General features: G+C 61.0%; 16 protein-coding genes and 1 tRNA gene. 4 read left to right on the forward strand and 13 right to left on the reverse strand.

Annotated elements, in window-relative coordinates; translation table 11 throughout:
- The first annotated feature begins 37 nt into the window (after positions 1 to 37).
- Positions 38 to 114 (forward strand) — tRNA-Met (locus tag L879_RS0115110).
- A 404-nt stretch (positions 115 to 518) separates the two neighbouring features.
- Here the strand turns inward: L879_RS0115110 and L879_RS0115115 are convergent.
- Positions 519 to 3,278 (reverse strand): SH3 domain-containing protein, encoded by a 2,760-nt coding sequence (locus L879_RS0115115; RefSeq protein ID WP_245265242.1) that lies wholly within the window; start codon positions 3,276 to 3,278, stop codon positions 519 to 521.
- A gap of 842 nt (positions 3,279 to 4,120) precedes the next feature.
- On the opposite strand from L879_RS0115115, the gene L879_RS0115125 reads away from it, so the two are divergent.
- The 3 genes from L879_RS0115125 (at position 4,121) to aspT (ending at position 10,322) form a co-directional block, all read left to right on the forward strand.
- The gene (locus L879_RS0115125; protein WP_027316850.1) at positions 4,121 to 6,823 is read left to right on the forward strand and encodes an aminotransferase class I/II-fold pyridoxal phosphate-dependent enzyme; all 2,703 of its coding nucleotides are present in this window, start codon (positions 4,121 to 4,123) and stop codon (positions 6,821 to 6,823) included.
- 40 nt (positions 6,824 to 6,863) lie between these two features.
- On the forward strand, positions 6,864 to 8,564 hold the full coding sequence (locus tag L879_RS0115130; RefSeq protein ID WP_027316851.1) for an aspartate:alanine exchanger family transporter: 1,701 nt from the start codon (positions 6,864 to 6,866) through the stop codon (positions 8,562 to 8,564).
- Between the two features lie 72 nt (positions 8,565 to 8,636).
- Positions 8,637 to 10,322 (forward strand): aspartate-alanine antiporter, encoded by a 1,686-nt coding sequence (gene aspT, locus L879_RS0115135; protein WP_027316852.1) that lies wholly within the window; start codon positions 8,637 to 8,639, stop codon positions 10,320 to 10,322.
- Positions 10,323 to 10,753: 431 nt separating this feature from the next.
- Here aspT and L879_RS24350 read toward each other — a convergent pair whose 3' ends face one another.
- The 12 genes from L879_RS24350 to L879_RS0115195 form a co-directional block, all read right to left on the reverse strand.
- Positions 10,754 to 10,897, reverse strand: a complete 144-nt coding sequence (locus tag L879_RS24350) for a hypothetical protein (RefSeq protein ID WP_245265243.1) — start codon at positions 10,895 to 10,897, stop codon at positions 10,754 to 10,756.
- Between the two features lie 27 nt (positions 10,898 to 10,924).
- Positions 10,925 to 11,092, reverse strand: coding sequence for a hypothetical protein (locus L879_RS24355; RefSeq protein WP_245265244.1), 168 nt, complete (start codon positions 11,090 to 11,092; stop codon positions 10,925 to 10,927).
- Positions 11,093 to 11,121: 29 nt separating this feature from the next.
- Positions 11,122 to 11,523, reverse strand: coding sequence for an ATP synthase F1 subunit epsilon (gene atpC, locus L879_RS0115150; protein WP_027316853.1), 402 nt, complete (start codon positions 11,521 to 11,523; stop codon positions 11,122 to 11,124).
- A 23-nt stretch (positions 11,524 to 11,546) separates the two neighbouring features.
- Positions 11,547 to 12,785, reverse strand: coding sequence for an HlyD family secretion protein (locus tag L879_RS0115155; RefSeq protein WP_027316854.1), 1,239 nt, complete (start codon positions 12,783 to 12,785; stop codon positions 11,547 to 11,549).
- Positions 12,778 to 13,248: a hypothetical protein gene (locus L879_RS0115160; RefSeq protein ID WP_027316855.1), complete on the reverse strand. Its 471-nt coding sequence runs from the start codon at positions 13,246 to 13,248 to the stop codon at positions 12,778 to 12,780. Before L879_RS0115160 ends, L879_RS0115155 begins: the two co-directional genes overlap by 8 nt.
- A complete protein-coding gene (locus tag L879_RS0115165) occupies positions 13,245 to 13,946 on the reverse strand; it encodes a 3-oxoacid CoA-transferase subunit B (RefSeq protein ID WP_027316856.1) in 702 nt (233 codons plus the stop codon). Before L879_RS0115165 ends, L879_RS0115160 begins: the two co-directional genes overlap by 4 nt.
- A 4-nt stretch (positions 13,947 to 13,950) precedes the next feature.
- The gene (locus L879_RS0115170; RefSeq protein WP_027316857.1) at positions 13,951 to 14,598 is read right to left on the reverse strand and encodes a CoA transferase subunit A; all 648 of its coding nucleotides are present in this window, start codon (positions 14,596 to 14,598) and stop codon (positions 13,951 to 13,953) included.
- Positions 14,599 to 14,608: 10 nt separating this feature from the next.
- Positions 14,609 to 15,640: an AI-2E family transporter gene (locus L879_RS0115175; RefSeq protein WP_027316858.1), complete on the reverse strand. Its 1,032-nt coding sequence runs from the start codon at positions 15,638 to 15,640 to the stop codon at positions 14,609 to 14,611.
- A gap of 109 nt (positions 15,641 to 15,749) precedes the next feature.
- Positions 15,750 to 16,556: an enoyl-ACP reductase FabI gene (gene fabI / locus L879_RS0115180; protein WP_051435342.1), complete on the reverse strand. Its 807-nt coding sequence runs from the start codon at positions 16,554 to 16,556 to the stop codon at positions 15,750 to 15,752.
- Complete coding sequence (locus L879_RS0115185) at positions 16,553 to 18,970, reverse strand: DUF3141 domain-containing protein (protein WP_027316860.1); 2,418 nt, start codon at positions 18,968 to 18,970, stop codon at positions 16,553 to 16,555. The genes fabI and L879_RS0115185 overlap by 4 nt, the downstream gene beginning before the upstream one ends.
- A gap of 36 nt (positions 18,971 to 19,006) precedes the next feature.
- On the reverse strand, positions 19,007 to 19,519 hold the full coding sequence (locus tag L879_RS0115190) for a hypothetical protein (RefSeq protein ID WP_027316861.1): 513 nt from the start codon (positions 19,517 to 19,519) through the stop codon (positions 19,007 to 19,009).
- Between the two features lie 17 nt (positions 19,520 to 19,536).
- Positions 19,537 to 20,745, reverse strand: coding sequence for an acetate/propionate family kinase (locus L879_RS0115195; RefSeq protein WP_027316862.1), 1,209 nt, complete (start codon positions 20,743 to 20,745; stop codon positions 19,537 to 19,539).
- Positions 20,746 to 20,747: the final 2 nt, after the last annotated feature.

Below are 20,747 nucleotides of genomic sequence, written 5' to 3' on the forward strand. Positions count from 1 at the left end.
GTTCGCGTTTGAGCCGCAAACGGCTCACACACCATGACGCGGGGTGGAGCAGCCCGGTAGCTCGTCAGGCTCATAACCTGAAGGTCACAGGTTCAAATCCTGTCCCCGCAACCAACACAAAAAAGCCCTCCAGCGCGACCCGCGCGGAGGGCTTTTGGCATTTGGAGCACGCCCCAACAAAACTCCACACGCCGTCCCTGCCCTGCGCCCGCAAGAATCAATCCCGCCACGCAAGAGAAAAACCGAGGCCGCAAGACGCAGATCAGGACGCCAAAGACAAAGGCCGCATCGGACACGGGAGCAGGAAGCCCCGGCGGAACGGGCCACTGGCCTCAAGAGGTTGGCTGATGCATGAGCGCTCCGGTCAGTCGCGTCGACCGGCGCTGCGAAATCGGCTGAGAGATATCACTGGACGATCGACGCCAAACCTTGGAAGCGCTGATTGGATGCGCGAACCGGGGGCGGAACCGTCCGATCATCTCCTGATCAGTAAGGGGATGATCGCTCAGATGCGGTGTCTAGCGGCGTCCTCCTCCGCGGCCTCCGAACCCGCCGCCACGAGATCCTCCTCCCCCTCCAAAGCCTGCCGGCGGCCTGACGCTGCGCTGCGCTGAGAACGATGACTGGTGGCGCGAGAACTGCGGTGACGTGGGTCCAGCCAACTGTCGACTTGCGATCTGCCGTTGGTTTCCAAGGTTCCGTGCCTCGACGTCCCGCATCAGGTTCGAGGGCAGCGGCTGGCCGCCGGCCGGGCGCGATGCCGTCGGGCGCGGCTGCGCCACCTGACGCTCCTTCGTCGCCGGGCGTTGTTGAGCTGGTCGCTGTTGGGCTATGGCCCGTTCCTGCCCCGGCGACCGGGATGGAACCGAAGGGCGCTGTTGCGTGGGCGTGGGTCGTTGCGCCTGACGATCTCCGGGCGGGCGTTGCGCCGTCCGCTCCCGCCCTGCGCCGCCACCGGTGAGGTCCCGGCGGGTCTGCCCGCCCTCGCCTGCCAGCCGCTGACCGAGAGCCGCACCCGCCGCACCGGCGGCGCCCGCTCCCGCGATTTCACCAAGCCGTCCCGCACTCCGCTCTTGCAGTCGCTCACGGCCTTCCGGCGAGAGGCCCTCTCGTCCTTCGCCGCGGCCGAGAAGCGCGCCGCTTTTCGGCTGTGCCACATCCTGCCAGCCGCCGTCAAAGCGCTGCCAGCCTTCACCTGTGTTGCGGTAGACGTTGCCGTCGCGGCCCGCGTAAATGTCGCCGCGCCGGCCCTCGCGGATGAAGCCCTGACCATTCGAGGTATTCCAGCGCAGCGCCGAGCCGCCCGTGGTGGTATCCCGCGCCGTCACCCGCGCCCATTCGGCCCCTCGCTTGACCCCGGCGGACTTCCACGCCCCGTATACGTTGCGCCCACCCGCAAAGTAGCCGCCTGCATCCGTGCGCGGATTGTAGGCACCGACGAAACCGGCGGATCCCCGCGGCCCCCAAGCAGCACCCGCGCGGCCATAAGCGCCTGTCGCCGGATTCCAAGTCCGTGCTCCGGCAATGCCGCGATACGGCCCGTACGCGTAGCCATAGCGGCCGTACATCCCGCGAATCGGATTGTAGTAAGCGCCGATCCCCCACGTAGCCGGTCGCGGGTAGTAGATCGGGTAAGCATAGCCGGGCCAGCTGTACCAGTACGGCGGATACGCCCAGCCCGTGCCGTAGACATAGGTGCCCCAGGCCAGGAAGCCGGAGAGATAACCCATGGTGTAGCCGTACCAGACTGCATCGGGCTCCGTCCCATACACGCGAACGTAGGTAGCGTTGTAGACCGGTGAGGATGGCGGAATCGCGTAGATGGCGTCTGGAACCTCGCGGGCGAGTTGCCAGGGGCCATTCGGATTGTCAGACGCGAACCAAACTCCGTCCTGAAGCAGAAAGTATCGCTGCCCGACCTGGATCACTGTGTCGGTGGTGTTGGTCGCGTGGGACAGATCCGTTGTCTCGATGGGCGCGAACTGGGCGTCGCCCGCATAAGCCACCGTCGGCGTGATCGAGCCTGCCTCGACACGGGCGGTCGTGGGAATGCTGGCTTTCAAACGTGCCTCGGCGGCTTCCGACGTTCCGGGCACCGACGCCCGCACTGCGTAGTACGGTGCATCCTCGGGAAGGTTGCGGAAGTCGGCCGGAAGGTCGAGGGTCGCGAACGCCCATGGCCCGTCCAGGGTCGCGGCCCGGAACCAGCGGCCCGACAGGAGCACGTACCACTGCTTCCCGCTCTTATCGAAGAAGACGTCCGACTCGGTATTGGAGGCCCATTGCAGCGAGGTCTTCGGCACATTCTCGAGCTTGGGCGCACCATTGAACAGGATCATCTCGGCCGGTGTATCGGTGGTGACCACTTTAGGTACGTTGCCGTCTTGATACGGCTCCGGCGGAATGGCACCACGCGCATCGGCCCAGTTGCTGTCATCGGGCAGGTCGGTCAGCAGCGCAGGGAGTTCGCTGACAGGAGCCCATGGACCATTGATTGAGGCGGCGGTCAGCCAGTGGGTGTCATCGCGCAGGTAGAGAGCGCCACCCTCGTCAATCCGGAACAGATCCCAGTTCGTGTTGACCACGAAGGACAGACCCGTCTTGCCCTTCACGGGTGCGAAGGCGGCCTCACCGTCGCTCTGAACCAGGATCGACGGTGTATTCGACGTGAGGATCCGCGGCGGATCCGCCTTGAGGCCCGTCACGTCCGTCATGCGCTTCTGCTCGGCAAGACTCGCCGTCACCCGTGTCTCCGAGACCGTAATGGGGCCCGTCGGCAGGATCTTGCCGACTTCGACCGAGAGCGCCGTCAGGTCGGCGCGATCAAGTCCGGAGAAGTTGAGTTGAGTGACGGTCAGATCGCTGATGACGATCTCGCCGGCATCCTCGTCGTGAGAGGTCGCTCCTTTAAGCCCGATGACGCCGAAGACCGGATTGGCGTTGGGTGCCTTCACATACTCGGCCGCCACCAGAGCCTCAATGGTCGTGAAGTCGGTCCACTCGGTGACTTGCGGCTGGAAGAGCACCATCCGCCCCTGGCCGACCTCATAGCTACGAGGCCATCCCTCCGGATCCTTGCTTTCCTCCAGATAACGTCCGCTGACGAAACCACGCTGCCCTTTCAAGGTGACGGCGCACCAACTGCCGGATTCCTGACAATCGCCAATGTCGACAGCTGTGTTGGCCGGGAGCGTCCGAATCGAGGAGAAGTTTGTTCCGGGCCCTGAGCGGAAATTGACGCTGACGGTCGTCACGCCCGGAGCAGCGAGTGCCGGCATTGTTGCGATGACCGGGACGAATGCGAGTGTGATGATCTTGTGCATCAGAACTCACCCTCACTCGGACCCGCTGCCGATCCCAGTCCCATATCTTGGTCCGTTAGGCCGGGCGATAATCCCAATCGAGCGTCGATGTCGTCAGGAACAAGAGCACTCATCGTTGGAGCGTAAGGTGCCAAGAAAAGCTTGCTCATCATGATCCGCCCTCTTCGATGGGTGCACGATATGGGTCGGCACAGGCTAGACTTTTGATCCTTTTCAGTGGGTGTGCTTGATCGTCTGGGACAATCGCTTGGCATTTTGCGACGGACGACCAAGCGATATCCTTCATATCGCTAAGGCCCTCGTCGGAGAAAGCTGAGTCTTGGAGTTTCAGCGCGGACCAGGTAGGTGGCGTCGAAGATGGCTCATAAGCCATTCAAGCCTTTGAGCCATTTTGGCCCTTTCGATAGCGTGGGCTCACGAACCGCCTATTGGTCGCTCTGAACGCGGGTAGGATATGACGGTATGTCCTACAACACTGAGACAGGCTGAACGGGCTCGGGACGTCAGAGAGAAACACGTCTGGGTGTTCAGCAGGACTTCTAATAGAGACGCCCTTATACTCTACGCATAGAGCTTGGCTGACCTTGCTGCAGAATGATACGCAGGACCGCGCATATGTTTCAAAGTTAACTCGTACATCAAGCGTAACTATTTGGGACTATTCCCTTTATAAGCCGCATCCTTTGTCCCAAAAAGTCAAGCTAATGTCCTAACCGATCAAGCGCCAAAACTCTCGCTGCGTAGCATTGCACAGAACATCCTGCCCCCGTATCCGGGTCAGGATGGGGAGGTTGGCGATGTCAAAAACAGCCCACGAGCGCATTGACGCATTCTTCATTCTCCATGCTGGGAGGGCGGATAGCTGGAGGAACGTGGAGAACATTGCGTCTCGTTGGCAGGCCGGCAAAAGCTGTCCTGAGGAGTTGAAGGCGGCTCTCGCTGACCTTGCGGTTTTGGAAGAATTTCATGCAAGCCCTGGCCCTAAGATCATGAGGCTGTTGCATGAGCATATGAAGAACGATGATGTGAAAGGAACGCATGGGCTCATACGGCGCATATCCGAAGCGGTGTTGATGAATCGTGACCTTACGGAATCAACAGATGAATCCGGTGCCGGTGAAACAGATTTTGCGGAATTATTGCCGAACGCCTTTGGCTTTGGCGAGCACAAACGTCCCTCCTTCGAAACATTGTTCGTCACGGCACAACCACAAGAACGTTGGCCCGCTCTTTGTGATGAGATCCGACATATGCGACGCCGCGAAGACGAGTTCATCTATGAACCCGTCTTCGTCAGCTCTTTTGAGGATGCCTTCTGCGCCGCCATCGTAAATCCAAGAATCGCCGCTGTCGTCACCACTGACGACATGACATATCGATCTCGCCATGACGCGCCGGTCTTGCGCGAACTCCTCGATCCAATCCTCCATTATCGGAGCGACGAAGGATCGGGCATTGATCTCGCAAGGATTCTGAAAACCATCAGGCCGGAACTCGATATCTATCTGCTATCGGATCGTAATGTCGAAGCTATCGCGGGTGATCCGAAGGCTGATTGCATTCGCCGCATCTTCTACGCAGTCGAAGAGCCGTTGGAACTGCACCTCTCCATTCTGGAGGGGATTGCAGCGCGCTACGAGACCCCGTTCTTCGACAATCTAAAGAAATATGCTCAGCGTCCTATCGGAACTTTCCATGCTTTGCCTATCGCTCGCGGCAAGTCCGTCTTCAAGTCGGAATGGATCCGCGACATGGGCGAATTCTACGGAATCAATCTCTTCCTAGCGGAGAGCAGCGCCACGACCGGCGGCCTCGACAGCCTCCTGGAACCGACAGGGAATATCAAGAAGGCGCAGGAATATGCCGCCCGCGCTTTTGGAGCGCAGCGCGTCTTCTTCGTCACAAATGGTACTTCCACCAGCAACAAGATGGTTGTGCAGGCGCTGATGAAACCTGGCGACATCGCTATCGTCGACCGCAACTGCCATAAATCGCATCATTACGGCATGGTGCTCAGCGGCGGGCAGCCTCTCTATGTGGAGGCATTTCCGTTGACCCGGTACTCGATGTACGGCGCGGTCCCGCTTCAAGCGATCAAGAAGGCCATGCTCGACCTCAAGGCGGAAGGGAGGCTCGATAAGCTCCGTCTGCTCGATCTGACGAACTGCACCTTCGATGGTCACATGTACAACACCCGCCGGGTCATGGAGGAATGCCTCGCCATCAAGCCTGACCTGATCTTTCTGTGGGACGAGGCCTGGTCTGGTTTCGCGCACTGGTCACCCTTCTTGCGTCCGCGCACGGCCATGGGCGCGGCTCACGTCCTCGAAGAATGGATGCGAAGCCCCGAAGCCATCCATTCCTACGAGCGGCAGCAGGCAGAGATCGGCAAGAGCCCTTCAGAAGATGTTCTGCTCAAGACCCGTCTTGTCCCTGATCCACGGAAGATACGATTGCGGGTCTATCAGACGAACTCTACGCATAAGTCGATGTCGGCTATCAGGCAGGGCTCGATGGTCCTCGTCCACGACGTGGACTTCGCCCATGTGGAGAGCCAGTTCCATGAAGCGGTCTTCACGCATGCATCGACGAGCCCCAATCAGCAACTGATCGCAAGCCTCGATGTGGCGCGTCGCCAGATGGAGCTGGAGGGATACGGACTGGTGATGAATGCAATCTCCATCGCCCTCAAGATCCGCGAAGCCGTCAATAAGCACCCCCTCATCTCGAAGTACTTCCGGATCCTCGGTGCCGACGAGATGATCCCGGATGAATATCGGTCATCCGGATTCGTTGATTTTCTCAAGCCCGGAACGAACTGGGGCGATATCGTCAAGGCCATGCGCCAGGACGAATTCTACCTCGACCCGACGCGCATGACACTGGTGTGCGGCACGGCAGGTTTCGACGGCACCCAGTTCAAGGGGCTCCTGGCGAGCAAGTTCAACATTCAATTGAACAAGACTTCGCGCAACTCGGTTCTGCTGCAGTCCAATATCAACAATACGCGCAGCGACGTCGCTCATCTCGTTCGCGTTCTCGTTGAGATCTCCCGCGAAATCGAGGATCGGCTTCAAGCCGGCGGCGAGACCGTTCAGACGAGTTTCAATGCTCGCGTCAAGTCGCTGATGGAGGATGTGCCCGACCTTCCAAACTTCAGCTGCTTCCACGAAGCCTTCCGCAACGACGCCGGCAAGAGGACCGTCGAGGGGGACATCCGGACTGCCTTCTTCGGGGCCTATGTGGAAGAGGACTGCGAATACCTTCCGCTGTCCAGCCCAGAGGTCGACAAGCGTCTGAAAGAAGGGCCTGAGCTTGTCTCAGCCAATTTCGTGATCCCCTACCCGCCGGGTTTTCCGATCATGGTGCCTGGACAGGTCATCACCTTTGAGACAATCGACTTCATGCGCAAGCTCGATGTGAAGGAAATCCACGGCTACGAATCTGCGAAGGGGCTCAAGCTTCTGCGCGCCGACAAGCTCCGCGGCAAGGCAAGCTAGGCATTAGGCAAGCGGGCAGCGAAAAGTAGGATGATGCGTCATGTCGAGCTTCTTTCATTTTCTTGCATCCAACCCTTACATCTTGCTCTTTCTCACCGTCGGGCTCGCCGTCTGGATCGGTCGGCAGAGCATCGGCGGATATGGTCTTGGCATGGTGGCTGCGGCGATCATCGTTGGATGTGGCCTCTCCGTATGGGCCTCGTCCTATGGCGTGACGCTCGCACTCGATAACTTCACCAAGTCCATGTTCTACTACCTGTTCATGTACGGCGTGGGCCTGCGCGTCGGGCCATCCTTCATGAACAGTCTTGGACGCGATGGATTGAAGTTCACCCTGCTCGCCTTCGTCAGTTGCATCCTCGGTCTTGGGCTTGTGGTCGCAGGGGCCAGGCTGTTCGACCTGCCGCCCGGGGCGGCCGGCGGCATGCTGGCTGGCTCCCAGACCATGTCGGCTGCCATCGGCTCTGCGGAAGAGGCAATCAATGCCGGTGTGGTAACCTTGCCCGCAGGCACGACACCCGAACAGGCCACCTCGATGATTGCGCTTGCCTATGGCATCACCTATATCTGGGGCACGGTCGGCATCATCCTGATTACGAAATACCTGCCGGCCTGGTGGGGTGTGGATGCGAAAGCAGCGGCCCGCCAGTATGAGGTCGAGCATGGCGTCGCCAGTGGTGACACGCCTCCTCTCACAGGATGGACCCCCGGTGCGATCCGCGCCTATCGGCTCGATAACAAAGTTTGGGATGGCGCGACGGTCGGAACGCTTCTGTCCCAGAACCCGGAATACCGCGTTGTCAACGTCGTGCGAGACGGTACGCCGCAGCACGTGACCGACGCCCTCGCCCTCAAACTCGGCGATGTGATTGCCCTTGGCGGACGGCGCGAAGTCATGACCGAGAAGATGGGGCTTATCGGCCCAGAGGTCTCGGACCGTACGGCTTTGGACATTCCGCTCGATACTGCCGACATTCTCGTCACAAACGCGAAAATTCTGAAGCTGACCCATAAGGAATTGCGGGAACTTCCGGATGCCAATCAGGTGCAGGTGACAAAACTCGAACGGTCCGGCGTGCCCATTCCCATCGGCAAGGACACCAAGCTGCAACGAATGGACGTGGTGACGGTCGTCGGCCTGAAGGATGCCGTATCCCGTGTCGGAGCGATGTTCGGACGCGTCGTCAGGCCGAGCACGGCAACCGATCTCCTGACCCTGGCCATCGGCATGATCCTTGGGTTCCTGATCGGCGCGATCCAGTTTCCGGCCTTCGGCGCTTCCGTCGGCCTCGGCAATGCGGGCGGATTGCTGGTGTCGGGTGTGATCGTGTCCTCCATCGCCTCCCGCCTGCGGTTCTTCGGCAACACGCCGAACGCGGCGCGCAACATTCTGGAAGACCTCGGACTTGTGGTCTTCGTCGCTATCGTCGGCATCAATGCGGGCAACTCACTGCTGACGCAGCTGACCGGCACAATCGCCCTCAAGATTTTCATCGTCGGCTTCGTCGCCTGTTCGATCCCACCCGTTATCGTGTGGATGATCGGGTACTATATCTTCAAGATGAATCCCGCCGTACTCATGGGCGGCGTCGCAGGCGCTCGCAGCCACTCGGGACCATGCCGCGAGGCCGCGGTGGAAATCCAGAGCAACGTGCCCTGGATCGGCTTCCCTGTGGCCTATGCCGTCTCGGGCGTGCTGCTGACCGTCTTCGGGTACTTCGCCATGGTGCTCGCGCAGTAGTGAAGCCATCGCACTCGAAAGGAAGACAAAGGCCAAGGACCGCGAGAAACATCGGGTATCCGGGAGGAGAACATGGAATATATCGTTTCAGCTCTTCGCAACAATCCGGAACTCGCGATCTTCCTGACGATTGCCGTGGGCTTTCTGATCGGCCGATTGAAGTTCGGCAGCTTCAGCCTCGGGATTGTTGTCGGTTGTCTCCTGGCCGGCGTTCTCATTGGCCAGCTCGACATCAAGGTTTCCCCGCTCGTGAAGACGATCTTCTTCGATCTCTTTCTCTTCACGACAGGCTACAAGGTCGGGCCGCAATTCTTTCGCGGACTGAAGAGCGACGCGATCCCACAGATGGCGTTGACTGTCGTCGTGTGCGTTTCCTGCCTGCTGACAGCCTTCCTGCTGTCGAGGCTCCTGGGCTATGACGTCGGCACCGCAGCGGGATTGCTGGCCGGTGCCTTCTCGGAATCGACTGTCATCGGCACTGCCGGCGAAGCCATCCAGCGTCTTTCGTTGCCGGAAGCAGAGCGGACCGCTCTCGTCAACAACATCCCCGTTGCCTATGCCGTGACCTACCTTGTCGGAACGGCTGCGCTCGTCTGGTACATCCCGACCATCGGCCCCAAGCTCATGGGGATCAGCCTCAAGAAGGAAGCAGAGCGGATGCGAGCCGAATCCGGCACAGTCAGCGAAACTGCGGAAGGCGTTATGTCAGCGGCCCGCTCTTACGACATTCGCGCCTATCGGGTGGCCAACCCGCAACTCTTCGACAAGACGATTTCCGAAATCGAAAAGCTTCCTAAAGAGGCTCGCGTCTTTATCCTTCGCGTTCGTCGCGGCGATGAGATCCTAGAATCCGCTCCGGATCTCGTCATCTGCGAAGGCGATGTGATTGCCATCATCGGCAGACAGGAAATTCATGCCCTACGTGGAGATGTCATCGGCCCCGAGGTCAGCGACATGGCTTTGCTCGACATTCCCGTCGAGGCCCTGGACGTAGTCGTTACCAATCGCAATCTGGATGGCAAGACGCTGGGTGACCTGGCGCGCCGCGAATATTCGCGCGGTGTCTATCTCTCCAAGTTCACACGATCCGGTGTCGAGATGCCGATTTCACCAGACAGCCTGATCGACCGGGGCGACGTGATGCGCCTGATCGGCCCCCTGCCCGAGGTCGAACGTGCAGCGAAGGAGCTGGGCTATCCCGACAGGCATACCTCGGCAACCGATATGATCTTCGTCGGAATCGGCATCTTCCTCGGCGGCCTGATCGGCATTTACTCGGTTGTCGTCTGGGGCGTCCCTCTTACGCTCACCGCTAGCGGCGGCGCCTTGATCATGGGCCTCGTGTTCGGCTGGCTCCGCTCGGTCTATCCAATCTTCGGCCGCATTCCCGAGCCTGCCATCTGGATCTTCGACACGGTCGGGCTTTGCATGTTTATTGGTATCGTGGGTTTGAGCGCAGGCCCCAGCTTCATTTCAGGTTTGCAGAGAACAGGGTTGAGCCTCGCCCTCGTCGGCCTCGTATCGGCCCTGCTGCCCCACACCCTCGGCATCCTTTTTGGTCGTTATATCCTGAAGATGAACCCACTCATCGTTCTCGGCGCATGTGCCGGTGCCGGCACCATTACGGCAGCTCTGCGCACCGTTCAGGACGAGGCGCAAAGCAGCATCCCGGCGCTCGGCTACACGGTCCCCTACGCTATCGGAAACATACTCCTGACGGCGTGGGGGCCTGTCATCGTCGCCATGATGGCTCTCTGAGAGGGAAAAGACCCGGTGCCGGAGGGATTCCGGATGCCCCTGGATGCAACGATCGGTGTTCCTGTTGCGATCGCCTTGAGCGAGCTGATGTTCGCGACCGGGAACGGCGCAAAGCTCGCCGATATTACTCCGCAATTCGCGATTTGCGGTTGATCGAAAAGGCCTGTCTTGTCAATTATGTTGCAGTCCCGGCCGCCGCTATCGCTCTCGTTCTGCTCTATTAATCCCGGGCCGATGCTGGCAGCAGTCTTTCTGTTCCTAGCCGTTTGTCCCTGGACGCCCTACAGGCCGCCTCTGACGGCTCTTGTTGGCGTCCGCCGTGACCCAGATCCGCTTCCAGTCCCAAGTAATCGGGTATGAGCTATATGAACGGGCATCCTACACCTGACGCGGATAGAATCCGTCCTGAAGGCGATAGGGTCTAAAAGCGATCATTCCTTGAGGCCGGCTCCGCCATTCAAGGACTTCGTGCAGATGGTCATCAGTTTGCCCATCTCAGCATTGTAGTCGCGCAGGGTTTCCTCCATCCAGCGTGACTGGATTGCCGCGATGTCCGCGATGTTCTTGCAACCCATGATCTCGCGGGTTGTCGCGGCGTCCTTCTAAAGGCGCATTGAGACGAAGCCGATCATCTCGCGTTGACATTCGGCGGTTGCCGTAAACCAGGTTTCAGTGGCCTTTGCCTGCGCCTGATTGTTACCACTCAACAGGGCAATTTCCTGTGCGCTGCGCAATGTGTCAGACATTGTTCTTTTCGCTGCCGTGGCCATGTTTCATCCTCGCTGGTTTAGATCATTTCTCAGAATGAGAGGGTTGTTCTCACTTGCTCCAGGCGACTGAGGGCAAAATCCGCCTCCCTGCGGGCTTTGTCGTCGCGCATGCCCTCGCGCATGGTTTCCAGGCGGAGGATCTCCTCGTTGAGGCTCTCGCGGGTGAGCTCTTCAGGAGGCAGAGCTCGCTCGACCAAAAGTGTGACGCTGTCGCCAGTGATCTGGGCGAACCCGCCACGGACAAAAGCGCGGTGCCCGTGTCCCTGAACGTCAGTGATCGCAACGATGCCTGGGTTAAGCATCACCATGGTCGGCACATGCCCGGGCATGACCGTCATGTCGCCCTCGGTTGCAGGGAGCATCACCGCCCGCACCTCACCGGAGAACAAGATCCGCTCCGGCGAAATCAGCTCGAATAGGATAGCGGCCATAGCATTCCTCCCTGCTGTTGATGTCAGTGTCCGCCACCGAGCACGAGCGTCTGGATCGGGTATAGCAGCGCCTGGATGCGCAGGATCATGGCATGCACGAGACCAACACCGTCCACCACATGGAGAACGACCCGCCGCATCGTGCTGGTCTCGGGGGCAATGATTTCTTCGTGATTGCTGGTATAGGCATTGACGATGCAGCTGCTGCCAGGGGTGACGCCTTCGAACCCGCCCTCGTAGAGGGGTTCAAGGAAAACAAAGATGGTTCCCGGCCGCGTCACCTGCTGCGGGTCGACCAACTGTTCGCCGCTGCGGAACTGGCCCGCTGCGATAAAATCCTGCACACCGGTGACAACCATCGGGATCACCGTCCAGGGCTTCGACGCGCAGGCGGCCTCGGCCACCATGCCGACTTTCATGACCTGGGCTTCGACTTGCCCGAAACCGGCCTGCAGGCGGCCCTGCCCGGCACCCTCCGGAATCAGGACCCCCGCCGGACGCATGAGCGGGTTGACGATGTCGCCCACTCGCAGCGTGAACTGCTCAACCCGACCGCTCACACCGGCACGGATGACGGTCTTCGACAGATCCACCTCGGCCTGAGACAGCTCGGCCTCGGCGCTGGCCTTCTGAGCAGGGAGAAACGTGGAGAGTTGCGCCTCGGCCTGCTGTTTAGCGGCGGTGGCCGCGTCGATGCTGCCTTGGCGGCCCTGCACGGCAACCTGCAGCCGTTCGATATCCCGCGTGGCCACGGCGCCCGGGTTGCGCCGATAGATCTCCTGCTTGGTCTCAAGCTCATCGACAGCCTGCTGATAGGCGCTCCTGGCTTCCTGGAGCTTTCCCTCGGCCGCCTGGATGTCAGCCTGAGCGACCACCATGGCGGCGTCGGTCTCGGCAATCTTGCGACGGGCCGTCTCAGCAGCCGCCTCCTGTTTCGAGCTGTCCAGACGGAAGATCGGTGCACCCTGTTTGACCGGGCCGCTCACGCCGTCGACGTAGATTTCAGCCACACGCCCGTTGGTCTCGGGCAGGATCGGGATGGTGCGGAAGAACGCCGTGGCGTTCGTTGTCGCCGGGTGGTTGTAGAAGACGGTCGTGATCAGCCCGATGGTGAGCATCAGGCATAAGACGATTCCCCACCTCAATTCGAACCACACTGAGTAGAGCGTAATCTCCTTGCCAAGCCGCTTGCCCTGGCCATAACGGCGGTAGAGATAGTCCGGCAGGATCGTCAGCATCGAGCAGAGTAAAAGCTCAAGCATGGGACTGCTCCTTCGCTGTGCGGGGCAAGGCGATGGTCTTGGGCACTTCGACGGTGCCCTCGCCCCGCGAGACGGAGGCAATGCTGTCGTCCGGGGCCTCGTCTGCACCCTTGCCTGGCGGGACGCCGGCGATCCTCTCAAGAGATCCGGCCATCCTGTTGAGCGTGCCTCCAAAGTCAGGGATATCGATCAGCGCGAGCAGCAGCCCGATCACCCAGAAGATATGCATGTGGGTGAACAGAGCCAGAAGGCCCAGCACAGCGACGATTTCGAACTGGAGCTTGTGGCCCCTATGGGCGATCCGCTCGGGCAGCGTATGCAACCGCAGGAATAGCAACCCGACCGCCAGCACGGAGAGCACCAGAAACACCGCCATGATCACCATAAGAACATCGGTCCCGCCAGGTGCGGGGATAAAGATCGGCAGATTGTGGGGTGCGGCAGCGTTGAGCGATGCGGTCATATGGCCTCTCCCGTGGACGGTGTTTCGACGGCTCCGGACGCAGCCATCGAGGTTATTGACTTGGACAGTTCAGGGGATATCGTGAGTTCGGCCTCCGTCGCGGCGACGACCTCCTCGACCGTGACGCCATTCTGTGTCTCCAGAAGTGTGGCCCTGCCATCCGGGAAGCCGATCACCGCGAGTTCCGTGACGACAAGATCCACCGGCCGGTCCGACGTGAGCGGCAACGAGCATTCTCGGACGATCTTCGAACGGCCCTTCGCAGTGTGGTGCATGGCCACGATAACGCGCTTTGCCCCGGCTACAAGGTCCATGGCGCCGCCCATGCCAGGCACCATCTTGCCTGGCACCATCCAATTGGCGAGGCGTCCGTGCTGGTCGACCTGCAGACCGCCGAGCACCGTCAGGTCGAGATGTCCGCCCCGGATCAGGCCGAAGGACATCGCGCTGTCGAAGGTGGACGCGCCAGGCAGAGCGGTGACAGGTTTTCCGCCGGCGTCGGTCAACCACGGGAGTGCCATGCCGGGCTCAGGCACGGGGCCTGTGCCGATGAGGCCGTTCTCCGACTGGAAGAAGACGTGAGTGTTCTTGGGAACGAAATTGGCAACGAGCGTCGGAACGCCGATGCCGAGATTGACCAGCATTCCGTTCCGCAGCTCCTGCGCGATCCGTTTGGCAATGAGGGATTGCGCATCCATGGCGTCAGCCTTTCGCAATGAGGTAATCGACGACTGGAGCCGGAGTCATGACATGGTCCGGCGAGACCACCCCGATAGGCACGATGTTCTCCGCCTGAACAATGACGATGTCCGCAGCCATAGCCATCAGCGGATTGAAGTTACGCGCCGTGAGGACGTAAGAAAGATTGCCCAGGTAATCGGCGATAAAGGCATGGACGAGCGCGAAGTCGGCCCGCAGCGCGGGCTCCAACAGATAGTCGCGGCCATCGACCGCAATCTTCTGCTTGCCCTCCTCAGCGACCGTGCCGATGCCGGTCGCAGTCAGAATGCCACCAAGGCCGAAGCCTCCAGCGCGAATGCGCTCGGCGAGCGTGCCTTGTGGAACGAGATCCACCTGTAAACTGCCCGCGAGCATCTGCTGCTGCGTCTCGGGATTGAGACCGATGTGGCTCACGATCACCCGTCGCAGGAGTTTGGCCGTGATCAGCTTGCCAATGCCGGTGCCCGGTGCTGCGGTGTCGTTGGCGATGACCGTCAAATCACCTTTCTGCTGCCGCACGAGCTCGTCGACCAGCGGCTCCGGCGTCCCGACGCCCATGAATCCGCCGACCATCAGGGTGGCTCCGGCCGGGATCATCGAAACAGCATCCTGCAGGTCGATCGTTCTCATCGCGCGCTCCTCATCGTGCGGTATCGCCGGCGCGACCCCAGTCCTGGAACAGGGTGTAGGCGACCGCGAGCAGGACTGGGCCAAGGAAGACGCCAATGATTCCGAAGGTCAGGAGGCCGCCGAGCACGCCGAGCAAGATCAGGACCATCGGCATTCGAATGCCGCGGCTGATCAGGTACGGTCGCAGGACGTTGTCGAGGTTCCCAACGAAAAGCCCGTTCCACACCATCACGAACACGGCCCAGCCCGTATGACCGCCGGACATCAGCCACAGGCCCGCCGGCAGCCAGAGCAATAGGAGCCCCATGGGCACGAGGGTCAGGATCACACCCAGGGCGCCAAGCACGATGGCGCCGGGAACGCCTGCCAGCCAGAAGCTGAAACCGAGCAGGATGCCCTGGACCAGCGCGGTGCCGAGGACCCCGTTGACCACGCTCTTGATCGTGGCTCCCGCCGCCTTGAGCACGTGCCGGGCCCGCCAGCCGCCCAGACGTGCCATCGCCCATTCGAGCCGCCGCTCCACGTAGGCGCCGTCGCGGTAAAGGAAAAAGGCCAACATGATGGCGAAGGCGACCTGAAGCGTCCCGGAAAGGAGCGTCCCGCCCTGGCGGAGAGCCCATTCCCGTACCGGCCCCACGTAGGGTGCCAGTGCCGGCCCGAGCCCATGGCCCTGTTGCGACGCCTCGAGCCAGACCCGTTGCGCCTCTTGGCCGACCAAGGGCACGCGTCCCAGCCAAGCGGGCGGCGGCAGCCCCTGATCGACGGTGGATCGGATGACCGCGGCGAGCCGGGCGACATCATCCGCCAGATTTGCGCCCAAGGCCAGCAGCGGGAGCACGAGCAGACCAGCGGTCATCAATGTCATGAGCAGAGCCGCGGCGGTCGGTCGCCGGCCCAGCCGCTTATCGGCCTTCTGAAACAGGGACCACGTGGACACGCACAGAGTGACGGCGAGAAAGATGGCGTTGAGGAACGGCGTCAAGACATAGATGCAGCCGACGGCCAGCATCAGAAGAAGCACGAGCCCGAGCGCCTTCTCCACGTACGATGCCTCGGGAGAATCCGTCCGTTGCCGACTTTTTATTGCGTCGCGTGAATCCACTGAACGCACGGCTCTTTCCTCTCCGTAGATGCTCCCGTATGAAGGCTTCTCAAGCCATGATGCTGAGCCCGCCGTCGACATAGGTAGTCGTCCCGGTGAGCCGGCGGGCGAACGGCGTCGTCAGATAAGCGGCCGTGAGACCCACATCGTCGATGTCGACCAGCTCGCCGATGGGGGCCCGTTCGATGGCCTCGGTAAGAAGGACGTCAAAGTCCGTAAGACCGGAGGCCGCCCGGGTCTTCAAAGGGCCCGGCGAAACGGCGTGCACCCGGATATGTTTGTCGCCTAATTCGTAAGCGAGGTAGCGGACGGCGCTTTCCAATGCCGCCTTCACGGGGCCCATAAGGTTGTAGTTCGGAACCACCTTGTTGGCACCGTGATAGCTCATCGCCAGGAGCGTCCCGCCTTCGGGCATCAGAGGTTCGGCGAGCCGCGCCATGCGGATGAACGAGTGGCACGAGATGTCCATCGCCACCTTGAACCCTTCAGAGGAGCTGTCGATGAGACGCCCTTGCAGGTCCTGCTTCGGCGCGAACGCGATGGAATGGAGCGCGATGTCGAGGCTGCCCCAGCTCTCGCGGATCTGCGAGAAGACCGCTTCGAGCTCGCCGTCCAGCCCCACGTCGCATGGTGCGAAGATCGAGGCTCCAAGCTCATTGGCGAGTGGCTCGACATAGGGCCGGGCCTTTTCGTTGAGGTAAGTAACGACAAGGTCTGCTCCGAGCTGGCGGAAGACCCTGGCGCACCCATAGGCAATCGAATGCTCGTTGGCGATGCCAAGGATGAGAGCCCGTTTTCCTCTTAGGATCTTCGATTGGATGGCTGCTTTGAGGAATTCCGTCGGTTGATCGCTCATGATCTTGCCCTCGTGCGCCGGTTGTCGCGTGCGTGACGTGCAGATCCATGCTTGGCCACCCTTCCGGGACGGTTTTCCACCTCACGCTCCACGAGCGTCACCGTAATCGGATCGACATTCGTTTTGTCTGCAGTCTCGTCTTCGGCGAGAAGACGCCTAATCTCGTCCATCACGGCAAGCTGCTTGGGATTGGCCTCGATCCGGCCCTCCAAGTGGTCGAGCATATCAAGCAGCCTGCGCCGGTCGGCGGAGGTTCGCAGGAGCTTGGGAAGAGCTACAAGCGCCTTCACCGGCTCGAAATCGACGATGAACGACTGATCGCGGATGATCTCGCGAGCGGCCTCTGCCGGCATGTCGAGAATGCCGAGGTCCCGACTGACGAGTTCGCGGGCCCGTTTCATGGTCGAGAGCCGCCGCCGGCCAGTGCCTGCCTTCATCAGCAGCAACGCCGTGCGAACCATGGCCTTCGTTCCGTCACCCTCCTTGATATGCCTCAGCGCCTCCTTGACGAGGGGAGAATTCCGCACGTCGGCGGGTTCATCTGTAGCGCCTTCCTTGTCCTCCACAGCCATGCCGAGGCTGACCGGACTGTAGGTGCGGAAGAACGCATTCTCGACAGAGGCATCGCGCAGGTCGCGATACAGATCCAACGAAGCGGAGGTCATGGCCGCCGTCCAGCGTTCCATCATGGCCGTTGCGCCGTCGTTGTCGCGGGGAGCCCGATTCGCCCTCGCCATGTCGGCCATCCCCTTGAGCGGCCACAGGAAGGGATTGAGGTCCGAGATGGCCCAGCGTTGCGCGCGCTGGGGATTCAAAGCTCTTGCAGCTTTTGCGGCAGCGGGCGAGACCATTGCCGCTATGAACGGATGCGCGAGGGTCTCGTAAGCGGATGCAAGCGTCTCGGAGACTGTCTCAACGGCTTGAAACGGGATCTCATCCTTGCGCCCGTATTTCTGGAGGACGTGCAGATCCTCGACCCGCCGCTCAGTCAGCATCACATCATAGCGTACGTTTCCGTTGGTTCTCTGCTCCTCGACCTCCATGGCATAGAGCCCAGGCGGCAGATGCTCGATGTACTCAATCAGGTCGACAATCTGCGTATGCTCGCGTTTGGCGACAGCGCCGGAAACGAAAATTCCGAGATGTCCGACGCTCTTGTGCATCAGGCCCACGATGACCTGCCCGTTTGCCTTGAGGGCCTCGGTGGTCGGGTAGAGATCGGCCACCCAGTTGAACGCCTGTTGCGGCGGCGTGATGTTGTCACCAAGGGATGCGAACAGGATAATCGGAGACTTGATTGCGCGCAGGTCGAAGGCGCGGCCCTCCGACCATTCGGCGTCGCCTGCAGCCAGATTGTTGCCGACGAACAAGTTCTCGACGATCCATTTGATTTCCTGCCGGCCCATCAGGAAGAAGCCGCCCCACCAACGCTCGAACTCAAGGAAGCGCTCCGGCTCGGTGTCGATCTTGGAGAAGAGCGTGTAGTACTTGTCGAAGTATGTGTTGGCTGGGTTGAGATACTCGAAGTTGTCGACGAGGTAAGCGCCGTCGAACGTGCCAGCGCCAAGATCGCTGGCCATAAGCGCTGGCCAAGTTCCACCGAGGATGCCGCCGGCATAGCGCATCGGGTTTTCGCCGTCGTTCCCGGCCCAGTACGACATCGGCGCCCCATTGATGACGAGAGGCCCTACAAGGTCTGGCTCGATGGCGCCGACGAGCATGGAGGCCCAACCACCCTGACAGTTGCCGACAATAACGGGTTTCTGGGTTCTCGAATGACGCTCGCCGACGATGCGGAGAAACTCGGCCTCGGCACGCGAGACGTCCGCGAGGGTCTGTCCGGGAATCGGCTCAGGGAAGAAGATCACGAAATAGACCGGATGCCCCGCCTTGAGTGCGACGCCGACCTGGGAGTCCTGCTTGAAGCCACCGATGCCGGGCCCGTGACCGGCGCGTGGATCGATGATGACGAAGGGGCGCCGCTCAGGATCCGTCTTCGTGCCCTCCGGCGGAAGGATGCGCACGAGGGCATAGTTCACCGGATGCTCAAAGGTGCGGGCATCCGCAATGGTCTCCCACTCGAAATCCAGCAGCGGTGGCTTGCCGGCCTTCTCGTGCTCGACCCAGTTGTTGCCTCGCTGGCGCAGCGTGTCCCAGAACAGGACGGAGCGCTGGGTGAAGTCCAGCCAGTAGGCGCCAGCATCCCTCCAGAACTCCAGGGGCGTCGTCTGATGGTCCTTTCTGTGGTTCAACGGGTCACTCGCGGCCTTCACAGCGTCCAAGTAGCGCTGGATCGCAGTTGAGCATCGTTCCTGGTAGACTTCAGCGAACTTTGCCTGCGTACGGGCGAGTTCCGGCACTCCTGCCGGAACGGGAGCGTCATTCTTCTCAATTCTAGGCTCAGCTTTGTGCATCGCTGTCATCCAATGGAGGTGTATACCCGAAGGCTGTCATTTTTTGGCTTCGCCCCACTTGAGGAAGAAGCCGACATCGCCCGGCAATCCGCCCGGCCACTCAATGATCAGCGCGCTCAATCTGAAGCCGGCTGACCTGAGCTGATCACGCCACAATTCGTAGGCTTGGCGCGGGCGACCGGTAAGGGTCTCAGGCCAATCCGGATCCGAGTTGTTGATCGCGCGACCGTGATCAGTGCAAAGCGCATTGGGGAACCGCATGACCATCAACTCGGTCTGGCCGCGCTCCGCCGCAGCCTTCAGCTTCGACTTCAGCGGTTGCAGAACGTCCTTCAGACGCTCGGGCGTCATGTCGATGGGCTCGGCCAGCCGCTTGATCAGTTCCTCGCGGGCCTTGCCGGCCTTGTCCATTCCATCGACCGACTTCATGGCTTTCGCCATCTGCATATCGGTCATGTATTTCCGCAGGTCGGCAGCAGACATGAACGTCTCGTCGCCGAGTTCCTGGCTGACCTTATCCTCGTCCGATTTCGTCTTCACGCTGTCCATGGCATCAATCTCCGTCTTCAGGATGCGAGTTTGGCCTGCCTCGCGCCGAGCGCGCTGCACGATTGTCGGGCGATCACGAGTTCTTCATTAGTGGGAATGACCCACGCCGTGGGGCCGGGTCCGGAGGAGATCCGAGGTCCGCCGGCGCGGTTGGCAGCTTCGTCGAGCGTGAAGCCTGCCCATGCAAGCCTGGCGATCACCTCGGATCGGGTTGCCACGTCGTTTTCGCCGATGCCGCCGGTGAAGACGAGCCCGTCTATCCCACCAAGCGCCGCCACTAGCGAACCGATCTCGCGCGTGATGCGGTAGACGAAGAGATCGATGGCACGCCTGGCGTCGGCATTAGCCGCGGCATTGGCCCGCAGCACACGCATGTCATTCGAAAGGCCGGACACACCGAGAAGACCGGACTTGGTGTAGAGCACGCGCTCGGCCTCCTCTGGACTGAGCTTCATTTCCCGGAGCATGTAAAAGACCACCCCCGCATCGACGGCGCCGCAGCGGGTGCCCATCGGAAGACCATCGAGGGCTGAAAAGCCCATCGTCGTGGCGATGCTCGCCCCATTGTCGAGAGCACACAGGCTCGCGCCATTTCCAAGGTGAGCGGCGATGACCCGACCCTCGGCGAGGTGTGGATCGTAGTCCCGCAGCACGGACGCAATGTAGTTGTAGGACAGCCCATGGAAGCCGTAGCGCCGCACGCCGCGTTCGCGCATCTCACGAGGCAGAGCAAACAGGCTTGCAATGTCCGACTGCGTCTGGTGGAACGCGGTGTCGAAGCAGGCGACCTGCGGCATTCCTGACAGGCGTCGGCGCACGATTTTGATCGGCTCTAGGTTGTGGGGCTGGTGCAAGGGTGCGAGCGGCACCAGCGTTTCAAGCTTCTGAATCACGGCTTCGTCGACGAGAACCGGGGAGGAGTAGGCCTCGCCGCCGTGAACGACCCGGTGCCCGATAGCCGCGAGACTGCGTCCCTCCTGATGCTGCCGCAGCCATGACACGAGGTGCATCAGTGCATCTTCATGCCCGAACTCCTCTCCTGGAGCCCACGACTTCTCGTCGAGGTCTACTCCTCCGGCATGCCTCACGACGAAGTGCGCCGCGCCTCCTAAGCCTTCATAAAAGCCCTTCCAGACGAGCCGCGGCTCCGTTCCGTCGGGCATGTCATAGACTTGGAACTTGACGCTCGACGAGCCCGCGTTGAGGACGATGAGGACGGGGATCATGA

The organism is Microvirga flocculans ATCC BAA-817 (assembly GCF_000518665.1).
Classification (GTDB): Bacteria; Pseudomonadota; Alphaproteobacteria; order Rhizobiales; family Beijerinckiaceae; genus Microvirga; species Microvirga flocculans.